The organism is Escherichia sp. E4736, assembly GCF_005781225.1.
Classification (GTDB): Bacteria; Pseudomonadota; Gammaproteobacteria; order Enterobacterales; family Enterobacteriaceae; genus Escherichia.
Map to the genome: position 1 here is coordinate 180,821 of NZ_VATT01000010.1, position 21,373 is coordinate 202,193.

The 21,373-nt window shown below is 51.1% G+C and carries 22 protein-coding genes; 8 read left to right on the plus strand and 14 right to left on the minus strand.

The genetic code is table 11. From position 1 onward, the window contains the following. The first annotated feature begins 49 nt into the window (after positions 1-49). From fieF to cdh, 4 genes are all read left to right on the plus strand, one after another. A complete protein-coding gene (gene fieF / locus FEK46_RS07620; RefSeq protein ID WP_064530279.1) occupies positions 50-952 on the plus strand; it encodes a CDF family cation-efflux transporter FieF in 903 nt (300 codons plus the stop codon). A gap of 180 nt (positions 953-1,132) precedes the next feature. Then, on the plus strand, positions 1,133-2,095 hold the full coding sequence (pfkA, locus tag FEK46_RS07625) for a 6-phosphofructokinase (protein WP_032185626.1): 963 nt from the start codon (positions 1,133-1,135) through the stop codon (positions 2,093-2,095). Positions 2,096-2,414: 319 nt separating this feature from the next. Next, positions 2,415-3,404, plus strand: a complete 990-nt coding sequence (sbp, locus tag FEK46_RS07630; RefSeq protein ID WP_135560296.1) for a sulfate/thiosulfate ABC transporter substrate-binding protein Sbp — start codon at positions 2,415-2,417, stop codon at positions 3,402-3,404. Positions 3,405-3,508: 104 nt separating this feature from the next. Beyond that, positions 3,509-4,264, plus strand: a complete 756-nt coding sequence (gene cdh / locus FEK46_RS07635) for a CDP-diacylglycerol diphosphatase (RefSeq protein WP_130215256.1) — start codon at positions 3,509-3,511, stop codon at positions 4,262-4,264. Positions 4,265-4,322: 58 nt separating this feature from the next. On the opposite strand, the gene tpiA is transcribed toward cdh, so the two are convergent. Together tpiA and FEK46_RS07645 are read right to left on the minus strand one after the other, a co-directional pair. Next, positions 4,323-5,090, minus strand: a complete 768-nt coding sequence (gene tpiA / locus FEK46_RS07640) for a triose-phosphate isomerase (RefSeq protein ID WP_130206626.1) — start codon at positions 5,088-5,090, stop codon at positions 4,323-4,325. A 107-nt stretch (positions 5,091-5,197) separates the two neighbouring features. Beyond that, positions 5,198-5,797, minus strand: a complete 600-nt coding sequence (locus tag FEK46_RS07645; protein WP_130206624.1) for a YiiQ family protein — start codon at positions 5,795-5,797, stop codon at positions 5,198-5,200. Positions 5,798-5,897: 100 nt separating this feature from the next. Here FEK46_RS07645 and FEK46_RS07650 point away from each other — a divergent pair, with 100 nt between their 5' ends. The 3 genes from FEK46_RS07650 (at position 5,898) to uspD (ending at position 7,303) form a co-directional block, all read left to right on the plus strand. Next, positions 5,898-6,338 carry a DUF805 domain-containing protein gene (locus FEK46_RS07650; RefSeq protein ID WP_135560295.1) on the plus strand — a complete coding sequence of 147 codons (441 nt, stop codon included), beginning with the start codon at positions 5,898-5,900 and terminating at the stop codon, positions 6,336-6,338. 210 nt (positions 6,339-6,548) lie between these two features. Further along, entirely contained in the window at positions 6,549-6,848 is a 300-nt protein-coding gene (locus FEK46_RS07655) for a DUF406 domain-containing protein (RefSeq protein ID WP_032204720.1), read from the plus strand. Between the two features lie 26 nt (positions 6,849-6,874). Further along, positions 6,875-7,303, plus strand: a complete 429-nt coding sequence (gene uspD / locus FEK46_RS07660; RefSeq protein WP_130206622.1) for a universal stress protein UspD — start codon at positions 6,875-6,877, stop codon at positions 7,301-7,303. 4 nt (positions 7,304-7,307) lie between these two features. On the opposite strand, the gene fpr is transcribed toward uspD, so the two are convergent. The 4 genes from fpr to glpF form a co-directional block, all read right to left on the minus strand. Further along, positions 7,308-8,054 (minus strand): ferredoxin--NADP(+) reductase, encoded by a 747-nt coding sequence (gene fpr, locus FEK46_RS07665; protein WP_135560294.1) that lies wholly within the window; start codon positions 8,052-8,054, stop codon positions 7,308-7,310. Between the two features lie 96 nt (positions 8,055-8,150). Next, on the minus strand, positions 8,151-9,161 hold the full coding sequence (gene glpX / locus FEK46_RS07670; protein ID WP_130206618.1) for a class II fructose-bisphosphatase: 1,011 nt from the start codon (positions 9,159-9,161) through the stop codon (positions 8,151-8,153). Positions 9,162-9,359: 198 nt separating this feature from the next. After that, positions 9,360-10,868, minus strand: a complete 1,509-nt coding sequence (gene glpK, locus FEK46_RS07675) for a glycerol kinase GlpK (RefSeq protein ID WP_130206616.1) — start codon at positions 10,866-10,868, stop codon at positions 9,360-9,362. Positions 10,869-10,890: 22 nt separating this feature from the next. Further along, entirely contained in the window at positions 10,891-11,736 is an 846-nt protein-coding gene (glpF, locus tag FEK46_RS07680; RefSeq protein ID WP_130206614.1) for a glycerol uptake facilitator protein GlpF, read from the minus strand. 424 nt (positions 11,737-12,160) lie between these two features. Here glpF and zapB point away from each other — a divergent pair, with 424 nt between their 5' ends. Next, positions 12,161-12,406, plus strand: a complete 246-nt coding sequence (gene zapB / locus FEK46_RS07685) for a septal ring assembly protein ZapB (RefSeq protein ID WP_001296623.1) — start codon at positions 12,161-12,163, stop codon at positions 12,404-12,406. Between the two features lie 251 nt (positions 12,407-12,657). Here the strand turns inward: zapB and FEK46_RS07690 are convergent, their stop codons facing one another. The 8 genes from FEK46_RS07690 to priA form a co-directional block, all read right to left on the minus strand. After that, entirely contained in the window at positions 12,658-13,332 is a 675-nt protein-coding gene (locus tag FEK46_RS07690) for a hypothetical protein (protein ID WP_138194664.1), read from the minus strand. A gap of 59 nt (positions 13,333-13,391) precedes the next feature. After that, complete coding sequence (gene rraA / locus FEK46_RS07695) at positions 13,392-13,877, minus strand: ribonuclease E activity regulator RraA (protein ID WP_000872908.1); 486 nt, start codon at positions 13,875-13,877, stop codon at positions 13,392-13,394. Positions 13,878-13,969: 92 nt separating this feature from the next. Further along, a complete protein-coding gene (gene menA, locus FEK46_RS07700) occupies positions 13,970-14,896 on the minus strand; it encodes a 1,4-dihydroxy-2-naphthoate polyprenyltransferase (RefSeq protein WP_130206608.1) in 927 nt (308 codons plus the stop codon). A gap of 66 nt (positions 14,897-14,962) precedes the next feature. Beyond that, a complete protein-coding gene (gene hslU / locus FEK46_RS07705) occupies positions 14,963-16,294 on the minus strand; it encodes an HslU--HslV peptidase ATPase subunit (RefSeq protein ID WP_001293348.1) in 1,332 nt (443 codons plus the stop codon). Between the two features lie 9 nt (positions 16,295-16,303). After that, positions 16,304-16,834, minus strand: a complete 531-nt coding sequence (gene hslV / locus FEK46_RS07710; RefSeq protein WP_000208242.1) for an ATP-dependent protease subunit HslV — start codon at positions 16,832-16,834, stop codon at positions 16,304-16,306. A 92-nt stretch (positions 16,835-16,926) separates the two neighbouring features. Further along, positions 16,927-17,886 carry a cell division protein FtsN gene (ftsN, locus tag FEK46_RS07715; RefSeq protein ID WP_130206606.1) on the minus strand — a complete coding sequence of 320 codons (960 nt, stop codon included), beginning with the start codon at positions 17,884-17,886 and terminating at the stop codon, positions 16,927-16,929. Positions 17,887-17,977: 91 nt separating this feature from the next. Further along, the gene (cytR, locus tag FEK46_RS07720) at positions 17,978-19,003 is read right to left on the minus strand and encodes a DNA-binding transcriptional regulator CytR (protein ID WP_130206604.1); all 1,026 of its coding nucleotides are present in this window, start codon (positions 19,001-19,003) and stop codon (positions 17,978-17,980) included. A 155-nt stretch (positions 19,004-19,158) separates the two neighbouring features. After that, positions 19,159-21,357 (minus strand): primosomal protein N', encoded by a 2,199-nt coding sequence (priA, locus tag FEK46_RS07725; protein ID WP_135560293.1) that lies wholly within the window; start codon positions 21,355-21,357, stop codon positions 19,159-19,161. Between the last annotated feature and the right edge of the window lie 16 nt (positions 21,358-21,373).

Consider the following 21,373-nt stretch of genomic DNA (forward strand, 5'->3'; position numbering starts at 1 on the left):
AGATGATTTGCATCCGTTATACTACCGTCAGTTGATAGCGGGAGTATTTATGAATCAATCTTATGGGCAGCTGGTCAGTCGGGCAGCGATTGCTGCAACGGCGATGGCTTCGCTGTTATTACTGATTAAAATTTTTGCATGGTGGTATACCGGATCAGTGAGTATTCTCGCTGCGCTGGTGGATTCGCTGGTGGATATCGGCGCGTCATTAACTAACTTATTGGTCGTGCGTTACTCACTGCAACCTGCCGACGATAATCACTCCTTTGGTCACGGTAAAGCTGAATCGCTCGCCGCGCTGGCGCAAAGTATGTTTATCTCCGGCTCCGCGCTGTTCCTGTTTTTGACCGGTATTCAGCATTTGGTTTCTCCGACACCGATGAAAGACCCGGGTGTTGGGGTTATCGTGACTATTGTGGCGCTAATTTGTACGATTATTCTTGTCTCGTTTCAGCGTTGGGTCGTTCGCCGGACGCAAAGCCAGGCAGTGCGGGCAGATATGCTACATTATCAGTCTGATGTTATGATGAACGGCGCGATTTTGCTGGCGCTGGGATTGTCCTGGTACGGCTGGCATCGTGCTGATGCCCTGTTTGCTTTGGGAATCGGCATCTATATTTTATATAGCGCGTTACGCATGGGGTATGAGGCGGTCCAGTCATTATTGGATCGCGCGCTGCCCGATGGTGAACGACAGGAAATTATTGATATCGTGACTTCCTGGCCGGGAGTTAGCGGCGCTCACGATCTTCGCACGCGGCAGTCAGGGCCGACCCGCTTTATTCAGATTCATTTGGAAATGGAAGACTCTCTGCCTTTGGTTCAGGCACATATGGTGGCGGATCAGGTAGAGCAGGCTATTTTACGGCGTTTTCCGGGTTCAGATGTGATTATCCATCAGGATCCTTGTTCTGTCGTACCCAGGGAGAGTAAACGGTCTACGCTTTCATAATCCGTACAAAAGAGAGCCAGACCCGCATTTTGTGTATAAAATACCGCCATTTGGCCTGACCTGAATCAATTCAGCAGGAAGTGATTGTTATACTATTTGTACATTCGTTGGATCACTTCGATGTGCAAGAAGACTTCCGGCAACAGATTTCATTTTGCATTCCAAAGTTCAGAGGTAGTCATGATTAAGAAAATCGGTGTGTTGACAAGCGGCGGTGATGCGCCAGGCATGAACGCCGCAATTCGCGGGGTTGTTCGTTCTGCGCTGACAGAAGGTCTGGAAGTAATGGGTATTTATGACGGCTATCTGGGTCTGTATGAAGACCGTATGGTACAGCTAGACCGTTACAGCGTGTCTGACATGATCAACCGTGGTGGTACATTCCTCGGTTCTGCGCGCTTCCCGGAATTCCGCGACGAGAACATCCGCGCCGTGGCTATCGAAAACCTGAAAAAACGTGGTATCGACGCGCTGGTGGTTATCGGCGGTGACGGTTCCTACATGGGGGCAATGCGTCTGACCGAAATGGGCTTCCCGTGCATCGGCCTGCCGGGCACCATCGACAACGACATCAAAGGTACTGACTACACCATTGGTTTCTTCACGGCATTGAGCACCGTTGTTGAAGCTATCGACCGTCTGCGTGACACCTCTTCTTCTCACCAACGTATTTCCGTGGTGGAAGTGATGGGCCGCTACTGTGGCGATCTGACTCTGGCTGCGGCTATTGCTGGTGGCTGTGAATTCGTTGTGGTTCCGGAAGTTGAATTCAGCCGTGACGATCTGGTAAACGAAATCAAAGCCGGTATCGCGAAAGGTAAAAAACACGCGATTGTGGCGATCACTGAACATATGTGTGACGTCGACGAGCTGGCTCATTTCATCGAAAAAGAAACTGGCCGTGAAACCCGCGCAACTGTGCTGGGCCACATCCAGCGTGGTGGTTCCCCGGTACCTTACGACCGTATTCTGGCTTCCCGTATGGGCGCTTACGCTATCGATCTGCTGCTGGCAGGCTACGGTGGTCGTTGTGTAGGTATTCAGAACGAACAACTGGTTCACCATGACATCATCGATGCTATCGAAAACATGAAGCGTCCGTTCAAAGGTGACTGGCTGGACTGCGCGAAAAAACTGTATTAATGATTTCGGAAAAAGGCAGATTTCTTTAGCCTGAAACCGATGACAGAGGCAAAAATGCCTGATGCGCTTCGCTTATCAGGCCTACATGAATTCTGCAATCTATTGAGTTTGCAAGCTTTTGTAGGCCGGATAAGGCGTTCACGCCGCATCCGGCATGAACAAAGCGCACTTTGTCAGCAATATGAGGCGGATTTCTTCCGCCTTTTTAACTCCCCCATATATACCCGCAAGTTATAGCCAATCTTTTTTTATTCTTTAATGTTTGAATCCCTTTCTGGCACGCTTTGTTCATCACAACACAACATAAGAGAGCCGGGCGATGAACAAGTGGGGCGTAGGGTTAACTTTATTACTGGCAGCGACCAGCGTTATGGCAAAGGATATTCAGCTTCTTAACGTTTCGTATGATCCAACGCGCGAACTGTACGAGCAGTACAACAAAGCCTTCAGCGCCCACTGGAAACAGCAAACCGGCGATAACGTGGTGATTCGCCAGTCGCACGGCGGTTCGGGTAAACAGGCGACGTCGGTAATCAATGGCATAGACGCTGATGTCGTCACGCTGGCGCTAGCCTATGACGTGGATGCCATTGCTGAACGTGGTCGTATCGATAAAGCGTGGATCAAGCGTCTGCCGGATAACTCCGCACCTTATACTTCTACCATTGTCTTCCTGGTGCGTAAGGGGAATCCGAAGCAGATTCATGACTGGAACGATTTGATTAAGCCTGGTGTTTCGGTGATCACCCCGAACCCGAAAAGTTCTGGTGGTGCTCGCTGGAACTACCTGGCCGCCTGGGGCTACGCCTTGCATCACAACAACAACGATCAGGCAAAAGCGCAGGAATTCGTGCAGTCGTTGTATAAAAACGTCGAAGTACTGGATTCCGGTGCGCGCGGTTCAACGAATACCTTTGTTGAGCGCGGCATTGGCGACGTGCTGATTGCCTGGGAAAACGAAGCTCTGCTGGCGGCGAATGAACTGGGGAAAGATAAATTCGAAATCGTCACGCCGAGCGAGTCTATTCTCGCAGAGCCTACGGTGTCAGTTGTCGATAAAGTGGTAGAGAAAAAAGGCACTAAAGAGGTGGCGGAAGCTTACCTGAACTATCTCTACTCGCCAGAAGGCCAAGAGATTGCGGCTAAAAACTACTATCGTCCGCGCGATCCTCAGGTAGCGAAAAAATATGAAAATGCCTTTCCGAAGCTGAAGTTATTCACCATTGATGAAGAGTTCGGTGGCTGGACGAAAGCGCAAAAAGAGCATTTCTCTAACGGCGGTACGTTTGACCAAATCAGCAAACGTTAATTTTGTTGAAGGCAATCAGACCCGGTGGCATCTCGCGACCGGGTTTTTTATTTGTCACGATTTTGCGTTACCCTTGCATCTCTTTGAGGTACAGGGAAAAAAAGATGAAAAAAGCAGGTCTTCTTTTTTTAGCGATGATGGTTATCGCTGTTGCTGCTGCAGGCATTGGTTACTGGAAATTGACCGGTGAAGAGTCGGACACGTTGCGCCAGATTGCCCTTGAGCAATGTTTACCCAACCAGCAGCAAAACCAAAACCCTTCGCCATGTGCGGAAGTCAAACCCAATGCCGGATATGTGGTTTTAAAAGACCTCAACGGTCCTCTGCAATATTTGTTGATGCCAACGTATCGTATTAACGGCACTGAAAGTCCATTGTTAACCGATCCTTCAACGCCTAATTTCTTCTGGTTAGCCTGGCAGGCGCGTGATTTTATGAGCAAAAAATACGGCCAGCCAGTCCCCGATCGCGCGGTATCTCTGGCGATTAACTCCCGTACCGGGCGCACGCAAAACCATTTTCATATCCATATCTCTTGTATTCGTCCTGATGTGCGCGAACAACTGGATAATAATCTGGCGAATATCAGCACCCGTTGGTTACCGCTGCCCGGAGGGCTGCGTGGGCATGAATACCTGGCACGTAGGGTAACTGAAAGCGAGCTGGTAAAACGGAGTCCGTTTATGATGCTGGCAGAAGAAGTGCCAGAGGCACGGGAACATATGGGCAGTTACGCGCTGGCGATGGTGCGGCAGAGTGATAACTCGTTTGTATTGCTGGCGACGCAGCGCAATCTGCTGACGCTGAATCGTGCTTCAGCCGAGGAACTTCAGGATCATCAGTGTGAGATTTTGCGTTAAAGCGAGGAGTTGTTGAGGAAAGCTAAGTGCCGGATGCGATATCCGGCACCAGTCAGACTTAAGCCTGTTTAGCCGCTTCTGCAGCTTTAACGATCACTGCGAAGGCGTCAGCTTTCAGAGAAGCACCGCCAACCAGCGCGCCGTCGATGTCCGGCTGAGCGAACAGTTCTGCGGCGTTAGACGCGTTTACAGAACCGCCGTACTGGATGATCACTTGTTCAGCGATGTTAGCGTCAACTTTAGCGATGTGGTCACGGATAAATTTGTGAACAGCCTGAGCCTGCGCCGGAGTTGCAGATTTGCCAGTACCGATTGCCCATACTGGTTCGTAAGCGATTACCGCACCTTCGAATGCCGCAGCACCCTGAGTTTTCAGTACCGCGTCGATCTGACGTGCGCAAACTTCTTCAGTTTTGCCCGCTTCGTTTTCAGCTTCGGTTTCACCGATGCACAGAACCGGAGTCAGACCCTGCTCTTTCAGCACCGCGAATTTTTTCGCGATCAGTTCGTCAGACTCTTTGTGGTAAGTACGACGTTCAGAGTGACCGATGATGATGTACTGTGCGCCGATGTCTTTCAGCATAGCAGCAGAGGTTTCACCAGTGAATGCGCCGGACAGGTTCAGATCCACGTTCTGCGCACCCAGCATGATGTGGCTGCCTTCAGCTTCACGCTTCGCCATATCGATGTACATTTCTGGTGGCGCGATTGCAACGCCACAGCCATCAACGCCTGCCAGCTCTTTACGCAGGTTAGAAACCAGCTCATGAACCATGTGGCGGCTGCCGTTCAGTTTCCAGTTACCCATCACTAAAGGATGTCGCATTTTAATTCTCCACGCTTATAAGCGAATAAAGGAAGATGGCCGCCCCGCGGGGCAGCAGGTCTGTGAAACAGTATAGAGATTCATCACTGGAAAGGCTTTGCTTTTTGTCATTTATTCAACCCTTCAAGCGATTCAGATAGCGCCAGCTTAATCGGTTCAACAGCGAAGGTCAGTCCCTTTTCGCCGTTGTCCGCGACAACATAGCGCAGTGCGCCTTCTGTCTCTGTGTAATAACGTTTGTTTTTCCCCGCAGTAAGGAGCGACTGTAGCTTTTTCTGGCTTTGTGTTTTGGTCATCAGCGGGGTGAGTGTGCGGATCACCGCCGCCATGTATTCATGAGCTTTTGCTTTGGCGGCTTTTTGCTCTGGTCCCTGGATTGGTAGCCAGGTAATTTGAATGCTTTTGATTTTTAAAGTGCCACGCTCCAGCGCCGTAGAGGCATACAAGTTCTCGTTAATTTTACTGGCGGCGCGAGTCAGATTGGCTTTGTCGGGGCTGCTGTCGATGGCGCGAAACTCGTTCAGTGGCAGGTTGGGGTTCTGGCTGTTAAAGTTTTCTCGAAACTGGCTGATGGAGAGATCGAAGGTAGGGGCGCCAGCAAGTAGATAGGGCGCAGTGGTCGCCGTACCTGGTGTTTGTGCATGCACCGTTGTGCTAACGGCTGATGCAGAACATAAGAGAAAAAACAGCGTAAACCCTGGCTTCATCGACAGTACCTTTTGTTATGACTGGCTCCGATTAAAACGATATCTGTCTCCCTTGTCAAAAGGGTAGAATCCTGGAAAAGACAACCATCAAGGAACTTACATGACCATACAGCAATGGTTATTCTCGTTTAAAGGGCGTATTGGGCGCCGTGATTTCTGGATTTGGATTGGCCTCTGGTTCGTTGGCATGCTGGCGCTTTTCTCACTGGCAGGTAAAAACTTACTCGATATCCAGACCGCCGCGTTTTGCCTGGTGTGCTTACTTTGGCCGACAGCGGCAGTAACGGTCAAACGACTGCACGATCGCGGGCGTTCCGGCGCATGGGCATTTTTAATGATTGTAGCGTGGATGCTGCTGGCGGGTAACTGGGCGATTTTACCGGGCGTCTGGCAATGGACGGTGGGGCGTTTTGTCCCGACGTTGATTCTGGTGATGATGCTTATTGATCTTGGCGCATTTGTCGGTACGCAGGGCGAAAATAAATTTGGCAAAGATACTCTGGATGTGAAGTATAAAGCCGACAATAAATCAAGTAATTAACCTTTAATATATCTTTTATTGCTATTTTTTCCGGGATCGTTATTTCCACACTGGAAATGACAATACCCGGAAAATCCTCCTCATTTCCTCACATTAAGCAATATCAAAAAAAATGGTAATCCATAAGATCATTACTTGTTTGTTCTTCTCTTAACGGCGCATTATTCTTAAGTCGTAATCGACAGAGAGGCGAATATACAGAGGTGCCCTATGAAAGATGTCGTAGATAAATGCAGTACTAAAGGATGTGCGATTGATATCGGTACGGTGATTGATAACGACAACTGTACCAGTAAGTTTTCGCGCTTTTTTGCCACCCGCGAAGAAGCAGAGTCCTTTATGACCAAACTGAAAGAGCTTGCCGCCACTGCATCCTCTGCGGATGAAGGGGCCAGCGTGGCCTATAAGATTAAGGATCTGGAGGGGCAAGTTGAGCTTGATGCGGCCTTCACCTTCTCATGCCAGGCCGAGATGATTATTTTTGAGTTATCCCTGCGTTCGTTAGCTTGATGGAGTCGCTTTAGAAGGAGTTAAACATGGCTTATAAACACATTGGCGTGGCAATTTCCGGAAATGAAGAAGATGCCTTACTGGTGAACAAAGCCCTGGATCTCGCCAGACATAATGACGCTCACCTGACATTGATTCATATTGATGATGGCTTAAGCGAGTTGTATCCGGGCATTTACTTCCCTGCAACAGAAGATATTCTTCAACTATTGAAAGATAAGTCAGATAACAAGCTGTATAAACTGACGAAAAATATTCAGTGGCCGAAGACCAAACTGCGTATTGAACGCGGAGAAATGCCGGAAACACTGCTTGAAATTCTGCAACAAGAGCAGTGCGACCTCCTTGTCTGTGGGCATCACCACTCATTTATCAACCGTTTGATGCCAGCATACCGCGGGATGATCAATAAGTTGAATGCGGACCTGCTCATCGTGCCGTTTATCGATAAGTAACCGCTTACCAGTAATGCTCCGCTGTCATGTGGCCCGGTCGACGACGTAAATGTTTCGTCATCTGCCGGGTTTCTTTTAGCAGCTGTTGCGTATCGCGCACCATTTGCGGATTACCACAGAGCATCACATGACTGGTTTCTTTATCCATTGGTAGGCCAATCGCGTTTTCCAGTTCGCCGCTTTCAATTAACGCCGGTATTCGCCCGGTGAGCGAACCCGCAGCCGTTTCCCGACTGACCACCGTCTGAATGCGCAGTTTCCCTTCGTAGCGTTTTTCCAGTTCTTGCATCAGCGGCAGATAGCTTAAGTCGGCGGCATATCGTGCGGCGTGAACCAGCACCAGGTTTTTGAAGCGATCTAAATCTTTGCCCAATTGCAGAATTGATAAATAAGGGCCAATCGCTGTACCGGTTGCCAGCATCCACAGTGTTTCGCAGTCCGGCACTTCATCCAGCACAAAGAAGCCAGCCGCCTCGCTAACCACTTGCACTTCGTCACCCGGTTTTAGCGCCGCCAGTCGCGGGCTTAATTTGCCATCGGGAACGGTAACCAGGTAAAACTCCAGATCGGGATTATCGGGCGAGTTAACGTAGGAGTAAGCGCGCTGGACGCGTTCGCCGTCAATTTCAAGGCCAAGTTTAGTGAATTGCCCGGCGGTAAACGGAAGCACGGGAGCGTGAACGGTGAGACTAAACAGGGCGTCGGTCCAGTTCTGCACTTTAGTGACTTTGCCTGTTACCCAATCAGCCATGTTTTTCTCCTGTTTTGATTGACTTGCCTTATCTTCGTTCTCCAAACAAAAAAATTCCAGTCCCGAAGGACTGGAAGGCTCAATCGATCAAATCACTCAGAGAATGTGCACCTGCATATCCGGGTCTTTACGATCCAGATAGTGAATCGACTGAATGCGACGAATGGTGCGGGATTTACCACGGATCAGCAGCGTTTCGGTAGTGGCGATATTGCCTTTGCGGCTAATACCTTCCAGTAGATCGCCCTTAGTGATACCGGTTGCGGAAAAGATGACGTTATCGCTGCGCGCCATATCGCCCAGACGCAACACTTTACCCGCTTCGATGCCCATTGCTTTGCAGCGTGCCAGTTCCTGTTCACCAATGCGGCGATTTTCTGCGTTGTCGCCTTTGACATCATGACGCGCCAGCAGACGGCCATTCATATCGCCATCTAACGCCCGAATCACCGCCGCAGAAACCACGCCTTCCGGCGCGCCGCCAATGCCGTACAGCACGTCAACTTCGCTGTCTGGCATACAGGTGAGAATTGAGGCCGCAACGTCACCATCCGGAATCGCAAACACGCGCACGCCGAGTTGCTGCATTTCTGCGATAACGGCATCGTGGCGCGGTTTCGCCAGAATCGTTACCGTCAGTTCGCTCAATGGTTTGCCGAGCGCCGCGGCAACATTGCGCAGGTTATCCGCCAACGGCAGATTCAGGTCAATGGCACCCTTAGCTCCCGGTCCGACGATCAGCTTTTCCATATACATATCTGGCGCGTTGAGGAAGCAGCCTTTATCGCCTACAGCCAGCACCGCCAGCGCGTTAGCCTGGCCCATCGCCGTCATGCGCGTGCCTTCAATCGGATCAACAGCAATATCCACTGCATCACCGCGACCAGTACCGACTTTTTCACCAATGTAGAGCATCGGTGCTTCGTCGATTTCACCTTCACCAATGACGATGGTGCCGTCAATGTTGACCTGGTTGAGCATAATGCGCATGGCGTTAACCGCTGCGCCGTCAGCGGTATTTTTATCGCCGCGTCCTAACCATTTGTAGCCAGCCAGCGCCGCAGATTCAGTGACGCGGGAAAATTCGATGGCAAGTTCTCGTCTCATAGCAAACTCTAAGCAGTAAGGAATGGCGCGAAGTGTAGCACAGGGGAGGGAGCGGATTATTGATGTGTGCGGGGGTTGCCCCCGCACGGTTTCAGAGTCTGTGTGATGCCGGATATGTATCCGGCTCATAGGCCTGATAAGACGCGTCAGCGTCGCATCAGGCGATCAGCATCAGACAATCGGTTCAGGTGCCTGACATTACTCGTCGTGTTCTTCCCAGGCCATCGCGCGTTTGACCGCTTTTTTCCAGCCAGCGTAACGGTAATTACGCTCGGTAGTTTCGATGCCAGGACGGAACTCGCGTTCAATCACTGCTTTCTCTTGCAGTTCGTCGAGATTTTGCCAGAAGCCAACCGCCAGACCAGCAAGATAGGCCGCACCCAACGCAGTCACTTCGCGAACTTCCGGGCGCTCAACGCGCGTGCCGAGAATATCGGACTGGAACTGCATCAGGAAGTTATTTGCCACCGCGCCACCGTCCACGCGCAGGGCGTGCAGACGAATGCCTGAGTCGGCCTGCATTGCTTCCAGCACGTCACGCGTCTGATAGGCAATAGACTCCAGCGTCGCACGGATGATGTGGTTGGCGTTCACCCCACGAGTTAAGCCGAAAATGGCCCCGCGCGCATACGGATCCCAGTAGGGCGCACCCAGTCCGGTAAACGCCGGAACGACATACACACCGTTGGTGTTTTGTACTTTAGTTGCAAAGTATTCGGAATCGTAGGCGTCGTTAATCAACTTCATTTCATCGCGTAGCCACTGAATGGAGGCGCCCGCCATAAATACCGCACCTTCCAGTGCGTAGTTTACTTCTCCGCTCGGGCCACAGGCGATGGTGGTCAGCAGACCGTTTTCTGATTTCACTGCTTTCTCGCCAGTGTTCATCAGCATAAAGCAGCCGGTACCGTAGGTATTCTTCGCCATCCCTTCTTTCACGCACAACTGGCCGAAGAGTGCCGCCTGCTGGTCGCCCGCAATCCCGGCGATCGGAATACGCGTGCCGCCTTTGCCGCCAATGTTGGTCTGACCGTACACTTCGGAAGAACGACGTACTTCTGGCAGCATCTCACGCGGGATATCCAGCGCGTCGAGCATTTTGTCGTCCCAGTCCAGAGTATGGATGTTGAATAACATGGTACGAGACGCATTAGTGTAATCAGTGACGTGAACGCGGCCCTGAGTCATTTTCCAGATAAGCCAGGTATCAACCGTACCAAACAGCAGTTCACCACGGCGTGCACGCTCGCGGGAACCTTCCACATGGTCGAGGATCCACTTCACTTTGGTGCCAGAGAAGTACGGGTCAATCACCAGACCGGTGTTGTTACGAATGTACTCTTCCATGCCGTCACGCTTGAGATGCTCACAGATCTCGGCGGTACGACGGCACTGCCAGACAATAGCGTTATAGATAGGCTTGCCGGTTTCTTTTTCCCAGACGATGGTGGTTTCACGCTGGTTCGTAATACCGATAGCTGCAATTTGATCGGAATTAATATCTGCTTTCGCCAGCACTTCTACCAGTGTGGAGCTTTGGGTGGCCCAGATTTCCATCGGGTCGTGTTCTACCCAGCCTGGTTTTGGGTAAATTTGCTCAAATTCGCGCTGTGACACGCTAATGATATTGGCATCGTGATCCATCACGACCGCGCGGGAGCTGGTGGTGCCCTGGTCGAGCGCAACGATATATTTTTTTTCAGTCATGTTTAATTGTCCCGTAGTCACATTACAGCGAAGCTTTTTGTTCTGAAGGAGTTGTGATCTCCTTTTCTTCCACAACACAGATATCGCAAGGCAAATGGCGACCAATCAGTTTGCGGTAGGCGAATGCACCAACAATCGCGCCAACGATAGGGCCAAAAAGCGGCACCAGGAAGTAAGGAATGTCTCTGCCGCCGGTAAAGGCGACATTGCCCCAGCCCGCCAGCCAGGCAAAGGCTTTCGGACCGATATCACGTGCTGGGTTCATGGCAAAGCCCGTTAATGGACCCATAGATGCGCCAATGACCGCAATCAGTAGACCAATCAGCAAGGGAGCCAAAGGGCCGCGCGGTACGCCGTTACCATCGTCCGTTAACGCCAGGATCAGCCCCATCAGAATAGCGGTAATCACCATCTCAACTGCGAAGGCCTGCACAAAATTGATATGAGGGTTAGGATAAGTAGAGAAAGTACCCGCCAGATCAACACTTTCAACGCTTCCGCGAACAATATGATGGGTCTGCTCGAAGTCGAAGAATAAATTGTAGTAAAGCCCGTAAACTAATGCCGCAGCGCAGAAAGCTCCGGCGACTTGTGAAACGATATAAGGAATAACCTTGCGCTTGTCGAAACAGGCAAACAGCCACAGCGCAATGGTGACAGCTGGATTAAGATGTGCGCCGGAAACCCCTGCGGTTAGATAGATGGCCATCGCCACCCCCAGTCCCCAAATAACACTGATTTCCCACTGACCAAAAGACGCGCCAGCGACTTTAAGTGCAGCAACGCAACCGACACCGAAAAAAATCAACAACCCGGTACCGAGGAATTCAGCAATGCACTGGCCTTTCAAGGTTGATGTTTGACTCATAATCGGATCCTGAAGAGTTAATGTTTGTTGTATGCGTGAAAGTCACGGACCTCCACGATGCTTGTAGGCATGCTGTAAACTTATCGTTAACGAGCGAAAACGAGAAATATCGAACTTAAAATGTGTGTGCTTCGTCATAAAATGAGCGTTATCGCGCTATTTTTTTCATCTGTCTATACATGATGTATGTTTGTTAGAACATTAATGTAACAATTTTATTAACATTTTCTATTGGTGTGGATTATGTCACCAGGAGAAGGATGAAAAGTGTGGCAAACCGTAATCTACAAGGCGTGCCGCTGGACAGCGATGGCGCGGCTTCATACAATCGGAGCTAACTAAAATGCGCTCGTATTTATTAAGGCGTCACCGGTAATCGGGACGAGGATTTTTATCCATCAACGCCTTGCAATTCAGGAGAGGTATGACAATGTCATTAGAAGTGTTTGAGAAACTGGAAGCAAAAGTACAGCAGGCGATTGATACCATCACTCTGTTGCAGATGGAAATCGAAGAGCTGAAAGAAAAAAACAACTCACTGTCGCAGGAAGTTCAAAATGCCCAGCATCAGCGCGAAGAGCTGGAGCGTGAGAACAACCATCTGAAAGAACAGCAGAACGGCTGGCAGGAACGTCTGCAGGCCCTGCTGGGTCGTATGGAAGAGGTTTAATCTCTTCCATGCAGAGGCGCCGCAAGGCGCCTTATTTTTTACTTCAGTGTTTTTTGAGCGAATGCGCATAAAAGACCTGACACAAGCACGGGACGTAATAGTGACCCCAGAAAGACTGAACTGATATATTTTCCAGCCATGCCAGGGACCCTGTACCACAGATTGCTGTGCTGAAGGTGACTAAGAAAAACAACTAATATCCATAGTATTAATAAGATAATGCATCTCGTATCAATAATATATTAATCAGATCATTGACGGGCAGAAAGCATCATTTTCATTACTTCTTCTTGATATTCTTCCAAATAATCTGGGTCGATAGCTGCGACCAGTTGTATCAAATTAGTGTTATCCAGTAGAGTCATGAAAATAGCATGTCTTACTTTGCCATCACTCATTGTTTGCACTCCTTCCTGATAAGCGCAGGTAAATCCCTGAACATCACAAACATGCATTTCTGCAGTTCCGTTTTGAGTCTCGGTAAGTTCCTCGATTGAATGTACACCGAGTTCATTTTGTGAGAAGGCAACAATAGCTAAAATAGCATGGGCATCCCGAGTCACCAGGGTTGGCCCTTGTTTTACTATATTGGCAACCCACTGTTTGCTCGGAACCGTGACGGTGATACCTGGCCCCGGGAAAGTATAATCCCATGTGCTGTGCCGTTCCCACACCGTATAGCTGCTATAGATAAGAAATAATCCCATTAACCAACAAGTGCCGCGAATAAAGCTGCGGCTGCTTCTTTTTTTTATCGTTATACAGATGATTGTGGCGGTAATAAATGATAGGGCAAGTGGGTTAAAAAATACGTTAGCAAAATATAAAATCATTTCACCGGTGTTGCCAGATAAAAGGAATTTGTAGCGGAAATGGTTAACGGCTATAAGAAATAAATATATAATTAAAAGAATAATATTCTGCATGAATACGTCCATGTATAAAAAAGGGGAATTTAATTCCCCTTTTAACGCATGGCAGATACTTATTCAATATCCAGCGGATCTTCAGAAAGAATAATCCCGGTATTGTCGGCATAGAGATGGTCGCCGGAGAAGAAGGTGACGCCGCCAAAATTGACGCGGACATCGCTTTCGCCAATGCCTTCGCCAGCGGCACCGACCGGAATTGCGGCCATCGCCTGGATGCCGATGTCCAGCTCTTCCAGATCATCTACCTGACGCACCGCGCCGTAAATGACCAGACCTTCCCATTCATTTTGTACTGCCAGACGTGCCAGTTCAGCATCGACCAGTGCGCGACGAACAGAACCACCGCCATCGACGACAAGGACACGACCACGGCCATTCTGTTCGAGCAGATCGTACAGCAACCCGTTGTCCTCGAAACATTTTACCGTGATGATTTGTCCGCCAAACGACGCCCGTCCACCAAAGTTGGAGAACAGCGGTTCCACGACGTTGACATCTTCTTGATAGATGTCACAAAGCTCGGAAGTATCGTATTTCATAGGCTTAACATTCAGTTGCTGCGAGAATTTTCAGTATATCGCGCTATGTGGGTTGTTGGCAAAATCATCAATTGTTAATTGATATTTGTCAGTTATGTAGCCCACTGGCTTAAGAATATTCCCAAAACAAACAGCAGGTTAGTTAATAATGCTCCCTTGACGGTGCGTTCCAGCATCGGACGCATCGCCACCGGGTCCATTTCATGCATCACATAACGGGCTTGCTTCACCAGCAACGGTGCTGCCAGCAGGAACAGCCAACCCCACAGGCTATGCAGTGAAAAGAGATTAAACAGCGCCAGACACACCAGCGAGCCCATCAGCAGGCAAGCATGGTAACGACGGGCGTTCACTTCACCTAAGCGCACTACCAGTGTGTTTTTGCCATTCTCGCGGTCGCTATTGATATCGCGCAGATTGTTAATGTTGAGCACCGCCGTTGCCAGCAGACCACAGGCCGTTGCCGGAAGGATCAGCGCCGGAATCAGCGTATGCGCCTGCAAATACCAGCTGCCCATCACGCTCAACCAGCCAAAGAAAACCAGTACGGAAATATCACCCAGGCCGATATAACCATAAGGGCGATTGCCCACGGTATAGGTGATAGCGGCGATAATTGATAACCCACCAAGAATCAGGAAGCCGACAAAATCAGCCAGGTTATGACACGCCACTGCGACCAGCGCCAGTCCAGAGAGGCAAATGAGCACGACGGTAATAATGAGCGCCCGTTTCATCTCTTGCTGGGTAATGACCCCTTTTTGCATGCCGCGCAGCGGTCCAATGCGGTCAGGTTTGTCGCTACCTTTGACGGCATCACCGTAGTCATTGGCGAGGTTAGAGAGGATCTGTAATAGCCCGGCGGTAATGAGTGCCAGCAGAGCGACCAGCGGATCGAAGTGACCTTGCCACCATGCCAGCGCCGTCCCGACGATAATTGCAGCAAAGGCGAGGGGGAGGGTTTTAGGTCGTAAACTTTCCAGCCACGCCTGAGTTCGGCTAATTTGTTGTTCAGTCATAATACGCGCCAATAAAAATGGGGCCTTTCAGCCCCATCAAACAATGATGAAAATGATTGAACGCGATTATAGGATAAAACGGCTCAGATCTTCATCTGCCACCAACGCATCCAGATGTTTGCTCACATAATCTGCGTCAATAGTGATGGTTTGACCGCTTAAATCGCTGGCGTCGTAGGAAATCTCTTCCATCAAACGCTCCAGAACGGTATGTAAACGACGCGCACCGATGTTTTCGGTAGATTCGTTTACCTGCCATGCCGCTTCTGCAATGCGTTTGATACCGGAGTCGGTGAACTCAATATTCACGCCTTCGGTCGCCATCAGTGCTTTGTACTGCACGGTGATAGAGGCATTCGGCTCGGTCAGAATACGCTCAAAGTCGCTGGTGGTCAGGGCCTGCAGCTCAACGCGGATCGGCAGACGACCTTGCAGTTCTGGGATCAGGTCAGACGGTTTCGCAACCTGGAATGCGCCAGAAGCGATGAACAGAATGTGGTCTGTTTTGACCATCCCGTGTTTGGTGGAAACAGTACAACCTTCTACCAGCGGCAGCAGGTCACGCTGAACGCCTTCACGAGAAACATCCGGGCCGGAGGATTCGCCGCGCTTACAGATTTTGTCGATTTCGTCGATGAACACGATCCCGTGCTGTTCTACGGCGTCGATAGCGTCTTGCTTCAATTCTTCCGGATTTACCAGTTTCGCCGCTTCTTCTTCAATCAGCAGCTTCATGGCGTCTTTGATTTTCAGCTTACGCGCTTTTTGCTTCTGACCGCCCAAGTTCTGGAACATAGACTGCAACTGACTGGTCATCTCTTCCATTCCCGGAGGCGCCATAATTTCAACGCCCATCGGTGCTGCGGCAAGATCGATCTCGATTTCTTTGTCATCGAGTTGGCCTTCACGCAGTTTTTTGCGGAATGCCTGACGGGCAGCGGAAGGTTCCTGCTGCTGTTCGGTCTGTCCCCAGTTGTTTTTAGCCGGTGGGATCAGCACGTCGAGAATACGTTCTTCTGCCAGTTCTTCAGCGCGATAACGGTTTTTCTCGATAGCTTGTACACGTACCATTTTCACTGCGGCATCGGTCAGGTCGCGAATAATAGAATCGACTTCTTTACCTACATAACCGACTTCGGTGAATTTGGTTGCTTCAACTTTGATGAACGGCGCGTTCGCCAGCTTAGCCAGACGACGGGCGATTTCAGTTTTACCGACGCCGGTCGGGCCGATCATCAGAATGTTTTTCGGGGTTACTTCATGGCGCAACTCTTCGTTGAGCTGCATGCGGCGCCAGCGGTTACGCAGTGCAATCGCCACGGAACGCTTAGCGTTATCCTGGCCGATGATGTGCTTATCAAGTTCGCTGACGATTTCGCGTGGGGTCATTTCAGACATGGGAGATCCTTACGCTTTGTAGCTTAATTCTTCGATGGTATGGAAATGGTTGGTATAGATGCAAATATCGCCTGCAATATCCAACGCCTTTTCAGCAATTTCACGGGCGCTAAGTTCTGTGTTTTCTAACAGAGCGCGTGCCGCAGCCTGGGCGTAAGGGCCGCCGGAGCCGATAGCAATAAGATCGTTTTCTGGCTGCACCACGTCACCGTTACCGGTGATGATCAGCGATGCAGTTTCGTCCGCGACCGCCAGCAGTGCTTCAAGTTTGCGCAACATGCGATCGGTACGCCAGTCTTTTGCCAGCTCAACTGCCGCTTTAACCAGATGGCCCTGATGCATTTCCAGTTTACGTTCAAACAGTTCGAACAGCGTGAAGGCATCCGCCGTGCCGCCGGCAAAGCCTGCGATCACTTTATCGTTATACAGGCGGCGAACTTTTTTAACGTTGCCTTTCATTACGGTGTTACCCAGTGTGGCCTGACCATCACCGGCGATTACTACGTGGCCATTACGGCGTACGCTTACTATAGTTGTCACGAGCAGACCCCTTGGTTAGGAATACAGAATTCAAGCCCCGCACAATTGTGCGGGGCATAATGCAAGTATAGATGGGGGAGATTTTGAGGGTTTCAACCCCCGGTGGCGAGCCGAATGCAGTTTGTATGGCCTGCCATCTTCAAACGATTGAGGGTGTTGTCAGCGTTCTCTTTGCCTTTCACCGGCCCGATGACCACACGATTCCAGCCATTGTTGGTGGTAATTTTCGAGTCAAAGCCTTCGAAAGCCAACTGCGCACGTACAGTCTCAGCCTGTTCAGCACCTTTAAATGAACCGCACTGAACCATCCAGCGACGTTCATCTTTCTTCTCCGCTGTTGGTTTTGGCGCTTCAGCCGCGCGTGCTACTGGTGCGGCCTGCTGTGGCTTCGGCGGCGAGGTTGTATGCGCAGGCGTTTGCAGCAGATCCTGGTACGGTTGCTGGGTAGAAGCCGGTTTAGACTGGCGCGGTTGCGCTTGTACCGGCGCGGCTTGCGACGTACGCGTCTGTTGCTGCCAGCTTTGCTCGGTCGTACGCGACTGCTGAGCCAGGCGTTGCTGTTCCGCTAACTGCTGCGCCTGACGCTGGCGTTGCAGCGTTTGCTGGCGCTGTGCCGGTGTCTGCTCATTCCACGGGACTTCGGCAAGCTGCGTTGGTTGCTGACGCATATCAGCCTGCATTTGTTCAAGAAGCTGGCGCTGCTCCGGAGTCAGCTGATCCGGCGTTTTCACTTCGCCGCCAGCAGACGGTTCTGTTGGCGCACGTACGCCCGGCTGGCGACTTTCCAGCTCTTTAATATAGCGCCAACGTTCTTCCGGTTTCGGAGGTAGCCCGTTTCCGGTCACTTTCTGGCTTTGCAGCGTCTCAGACTCTTCTTTCTTGTGGTGCGTAATGAAGTACAGACCCCCGATAAAGGTCACAAGAACGGCTGCAGCAATAGCGACCATTGCGGGAGAAACCGCAGGCATATTTCGTTGCTTTTTCCGTGAGGTGCTCTTTTTTCGCCGCGAAGGTGCCGGTTGGCTGCGGCGTACATAATCTCGTTGTGCCACTATCGTTTCGCTGTATTTATTCGTTCGTCAGCCCGCCATGTTACTTAAGCGGCGGGCCTTTGACCAGTCACGGAAGCCTTAAAGGTTTACTTTAAGATAACGTGCGCGTCGATCCCCGGATAATAAGCTCGCAGTCCATTAAACGTGAGCCGCTTCCGACCGTTTGCCCCTGCATTTGATCAAGCAGTAACAGCATAGCTTCCCGACCAATTTCGTAGCGCGGCTGTGCAATGGTTGTCAGCGGCGGATCGCAAAATTGTGTCAGGTCGATGTTGTCAAAACCGATTATGGAAAGGTCGTCAGGGACTTTCAGCCCCTGGCGTTTCGCCTGAGAAAGTGCGCCGAGCGCCATGACATCGCTATGACAGAAGACGGCAGTTGGCGGTTGCGGAAGGTCGAGCAGCTGTTGCATGGCTTTACTTCCGGCTTCGAAGGTGAAGTCGCCCCGGGCGATATATTGCGGATCAACCATAATGCCGCAGCGACGCAGTGCCTGCACGTAGCCTTGTAGACGGTAGTGACACAATGGCATCTCTTCGGGGCCGGCAATACAGCCAATCAGTTTATGCCCTTGTTCATACAGATAATTTACGGCATCAAAGGCAGCGGTCAGGTTGTCGATATGAACCGTAGGCAGTTCCAGCTCTGGTGCGAATTCGTTCGCCATCACCATCGGCGGCAGATTACGTTGTTCCTCTATGCTTGCATCAAACGGCAGCCTTGAACCCAGCAGCAACATGCCATCAATTTGTTTGGTGATGATCAAGTCGATAAAGGTCTTTTCCTGCTGATTTTGGTGTGCGCAGTCGCCAATCAGTACCAGATATCCATGACTTGCCGCCGTGACTTCGATACCGCGAATAATTTCGCTAAAGAAGGGGTCGCAGATATCCGGGACAATCACCAGAATCGTTCGGGATTCATTACGCTTAGCGTTACGCCCCATTGGCTGCGGAAAATAACCCACTTCCCGGGCTGCTTTTTCAACCCGATTACGGGTGGCCAGGGAGACTTTATCTGGATTCATTAATGCTCGGGAGACGGTCGCTGTAGAGACTTTTGCCTTCAGGGCAACGTCTTTCATTGTTGCGGCAGTTTCCTGCTTCTTCGCTTTCACACTCACTCCTCGCCTGGCACGTCAGGCGTACTACATCCATGTTTACTTCATATCGGCAACATTTTTAGCAGATAGTGCGTGAAAACGGTTACAGAATTTTCATGAAAAGTGTGATGAATATTTAATTTTTCGATCCGCCTCGCATCGTGAGTGGTTTACCCCTCAATGGGATCAACATCCAGCACCCATTTCACTTTGCGTGAATCCGGTATGGTATTGATAAGCGCCAGTGTGCCATTGATGATGTGTTGTAAACGCACGCGGGAAGGGTGCTGCAACAAGATTTGCCAGCGCCAGCGACCGCCGCGTTTAGGCGCCAGAGCCGGAACCGGGCCGAGAACCCACAATTTGTCATCCGCCAGTGGGCTGGAGAGAAGCAGATTACGCAACTGTTGCAGGAACAGCGGCGCGTGCTGATTGTTATGATCCTCCGCGCGCACAATCACATGGCTGGTCCACGGCGGCAGTTGCATCATTCGCCGCTCGGCCAACGCCTGTTCCGCAAAAGCGTCATAACCTTTATACAGCAAGGTTTGTAAGAGAGGATGTTCCGGATGGTGCGTTTGCAGCACCACTTCGCCTTGTTTACCTGCGCGTCCGGCACGGCCTGCCACCTGGGTGTATAGCTGGGCAAAACGCTCCGCCGAGCGAAAATCGGCAGAAAACAGCGCGCCGTCCACGTCCAGTAATGCAACCAGCGTTACATCCGGGAAATGGTGACCTTTCGCCAGCATTTGCGTGCCAATCAAAATTCGCGCGCCGCCGCGATGCACTTCTGCCAGTTGCTGCTCCAGCGCGCCTTTACGGCTGGTGGTATCGCGGTCGATACGTGAAATGGCTACACCAGGGAAAAGCGGCGCTAACGTCTGTTCAAGTTGTTCTGTTCCCAGACCCACCGGCACCAGATGGGTAGAGCCGCAGGACGGACACTGGCGCGGTACTGGACGCTGACTGTCGCAATGATGGCAGCGCAAATGCTGCTGCGCCTGATGCAACGTGTAGTAGTGATCGCAACGTGGACATTCGGCAATCCAGCCGCAGTCGTGGCACAGCAGTGCAGGCGCAAAACCACGGCGGTTAAGAAAGAGAATGACCTGGTTATCGGCCTGCAAATGCTGGCGCATACGGGTGATTAACGCCGGAGCCAGCCCCGCCTGCACCTTCTGACCTTTTAAATCCAGTACATGTTGAATTGCCGGACGCGCATTACCCGCCCGACGTGTCAGACGCAGCAGGCGGTATTTTTTCTGCTGCACGTTGCATAATGTTTCCAGCGCGGGTGTTGCCGAACCGAGAATTATCGGGATTTTCTCGCTGTGCGCGCGATATACCGCCAGGTCGCGGGCATGATAGCGCCAGCCTTCCTGCTGCTTGTAGGAACTATCGTGCTCTTCATCGATAACAATCACACCGAGATTTTTAAACGGTGTAAACAGTGCGGAACGGGTGCCAATCATAATCGCCGCCTCGCCATTTTTCGCTTTCAGCCAGGCCGAAAGGCGCTCACAGTCATTCAGGCCGGAATGCAGAACTTCCACTGGCGCATTAAACCGTTCACGAAAACGGGCGATCGTCTGGGGTGTCAGGCCGATTTCCGGCACCATCACCAGCGCCTGCTTGCCCTGAGCGAGCACGTTTTCCAGCACGCTCAAATAAACCTCTGTTTTACCGGAACCGGTAACGCCCGCCAGCAGCCAGGCAGAAAAAGTATCCGCCGCGCTATGAATTGCGCCAACGGCGGTGGCTTGTTCGGTATTCAGCCGTAGACGTTCGCCAGTAACAGCATAGTTCGTTCGCCAGTCGCTAAATTCCGGCGTTTCGCTTGCCAGCTCGCAAAGACCTTTTTTGCGCAGCGCCTGTAGTGCGGCATCGTTGAATTCAAGTTCCGCTACCTGGTCACGCCAGATTTTCCCTTGTCGCAACGCCGCCAGCGCCTGTTGTTGCTTAGGCGAACGTTTCAGGCTGTTGATATCCACCGCCTGACCTTGTTCGGTAGCAAACCAGTACCACATGGGCGCGTTCGCCGCAGGCCGCCCCTGGCGCAATAAAATCGGCAAGGCATGAAACAATACATCGCCAATTGGATGATGATAGTAATCCGCCGCCCAAAGCAGTAAGCGCCAAACGGAACTGGAAAAAACGGGTTCACTGTCCAGCACTTCTACTACGGTTTTCAGTTCGTTGAGCGGCAACTCGCTGACGTCGCTAACTGACACGACAATCCCGATGCGCTCCTGCTGTTTGCCAAACGGCACGCGCACGCGACACCCGGCTTTAACAGTCATGCCTTCTGGCAGGAGATAGTCAAAGGTGCGGGGAAGCGGAACGGGCAAGGCAACGTGGGCAACGGGCATAGCATCATCCTGACTT

Excerpts from the sequence above, each read along its gene's own strand:
- fieF (WP_064530279.1), top strand. The coding sequence starts at position 50 with ATGAATCAATCTTATGGGCAGCTGGTCAGTCGGGCAGCGATTGCTGCA.
- pfkA (WP_032185626.1), top strand. The coding sequence starts at position 1,133 with ATGATTAAGAAAATCGGTGTGTTGACAAGCGGCGGTGATGCGCCAGGC.
- sbp (WP_135560296.1), top strand. The coding sequence starts at position 2,415 with ATGAACAAGTGGGGCGTAGGGTTAACTTTATTACTGGCAGCGACCAGC.
- cdh (WP_130215256.1), top strand. The coding sequence starts at position 3,509 with ATGAAAAAAGCAGGTCTTCTTTTTTTAGCGATGATGGTTATCGCTGTT.
- tpiA (WP_130206626.1), bottom strand. The coding sequence starts at position 5,090 with ATGCGACATCCTTTAGTGATGGGTAACTGGAAACTGAACGGCAGCCGC.
- FEK46_RS07645 (WP_130206624.1), bottom strand. The coding sequence starts at position 5,797 with ATGAAGCCAGGGTTTACGCTGTTTTTTCTCTTATGTTCTGCATCAGCC.
- FEK46_RS07650 (WP_135560295.1), top strand. The coding sequence starts at position 5,898 with ATGACCATACAGCAATGGTTATTCTCGTTTAAAGGGCGTATTGGGCGC.
- FEK46_RS07655 (WP_032204720.1), top strand. The coding sequence starts at position 6,549 with ATGAAAGATGTCGTAGATAAATGCAGTACTAAAGGATGTGCGATTGAT.
- uspD (WP_130206622.1), top strand. The coding sequence starts at position 6,875 with ATGGCTTATAAACACATTGGCGTGGCAATTTCCGGAAATGAAGAAGAT.
- fpr (WP_135560294.1), bottom strand. The coding sequence starts at position 8,054 with ATGGCTGATTGGGTAACAGGCAAAGTCACTAAAGTGCAGAACTGGACC.
- glpX (WP_130206618.1), bottom strand. The coding sequence starts at position 9,161 with ATGAGACGAGAACTTGCCATCGAATTTTCCCGCGTCACTGAATCTGCG.
- glpK (WP_130206616.1), bottom strand. The coding sequence starts at position 10,868 with ATGACTGAAAAAAAATATATCGTTGCGCTCGACCAGGGCACCACCAGC.
- glpF (WP_130206614.1), bottom strand. The coding sequence starts at position 11,736 with ATGAGTCAAACATCAACCTTGAAAGGCCAGTGCATTGCTGAATTCCTC.
- zapB (WP_001296623.1), top strand. The coding sequence starts at position 12,161 with ATGACAATGTCATTAGAAGTGTTTGAGAAACTGGAAGCAAAAGTACAG.
- FEK46_RS07690 (WP_138194664.1), bottom strand. The coding sequence starts at position 13,332 with ATGCAGAATATTATTCTTTTAATTATATATTTATTTCTTATAGCCGTT.
- rraA (WP_000872908.1), bottom strand. The coding sequence starts at position 13,877 with ATGAAATACGATACTTCCGAGCTTTGTGACATCTATCAAGAAGATGTC.
- menA (WP_130206608.1), bottom strand. The coding sequence starts at position 14,896 with ATGACTGAACAACAAATTAGCCGAACTCAGGCGTGGCTGGAAAGTTTA.
- hslU (WP_001293348.1), bottom strand. The coding sequence starts at position 16,294 with ATGTCTGAAATGACCCCACGCGAAATCGTCAGCGAACTTGATAAGCAC.
- priA (WP_135560293.1), bottom strand. The coding sequence starts at position 21,357 with ATGCCCGTTGCCCACGTTGCCTTGCCCGTTCCGCTTCCCCGCACCTTT.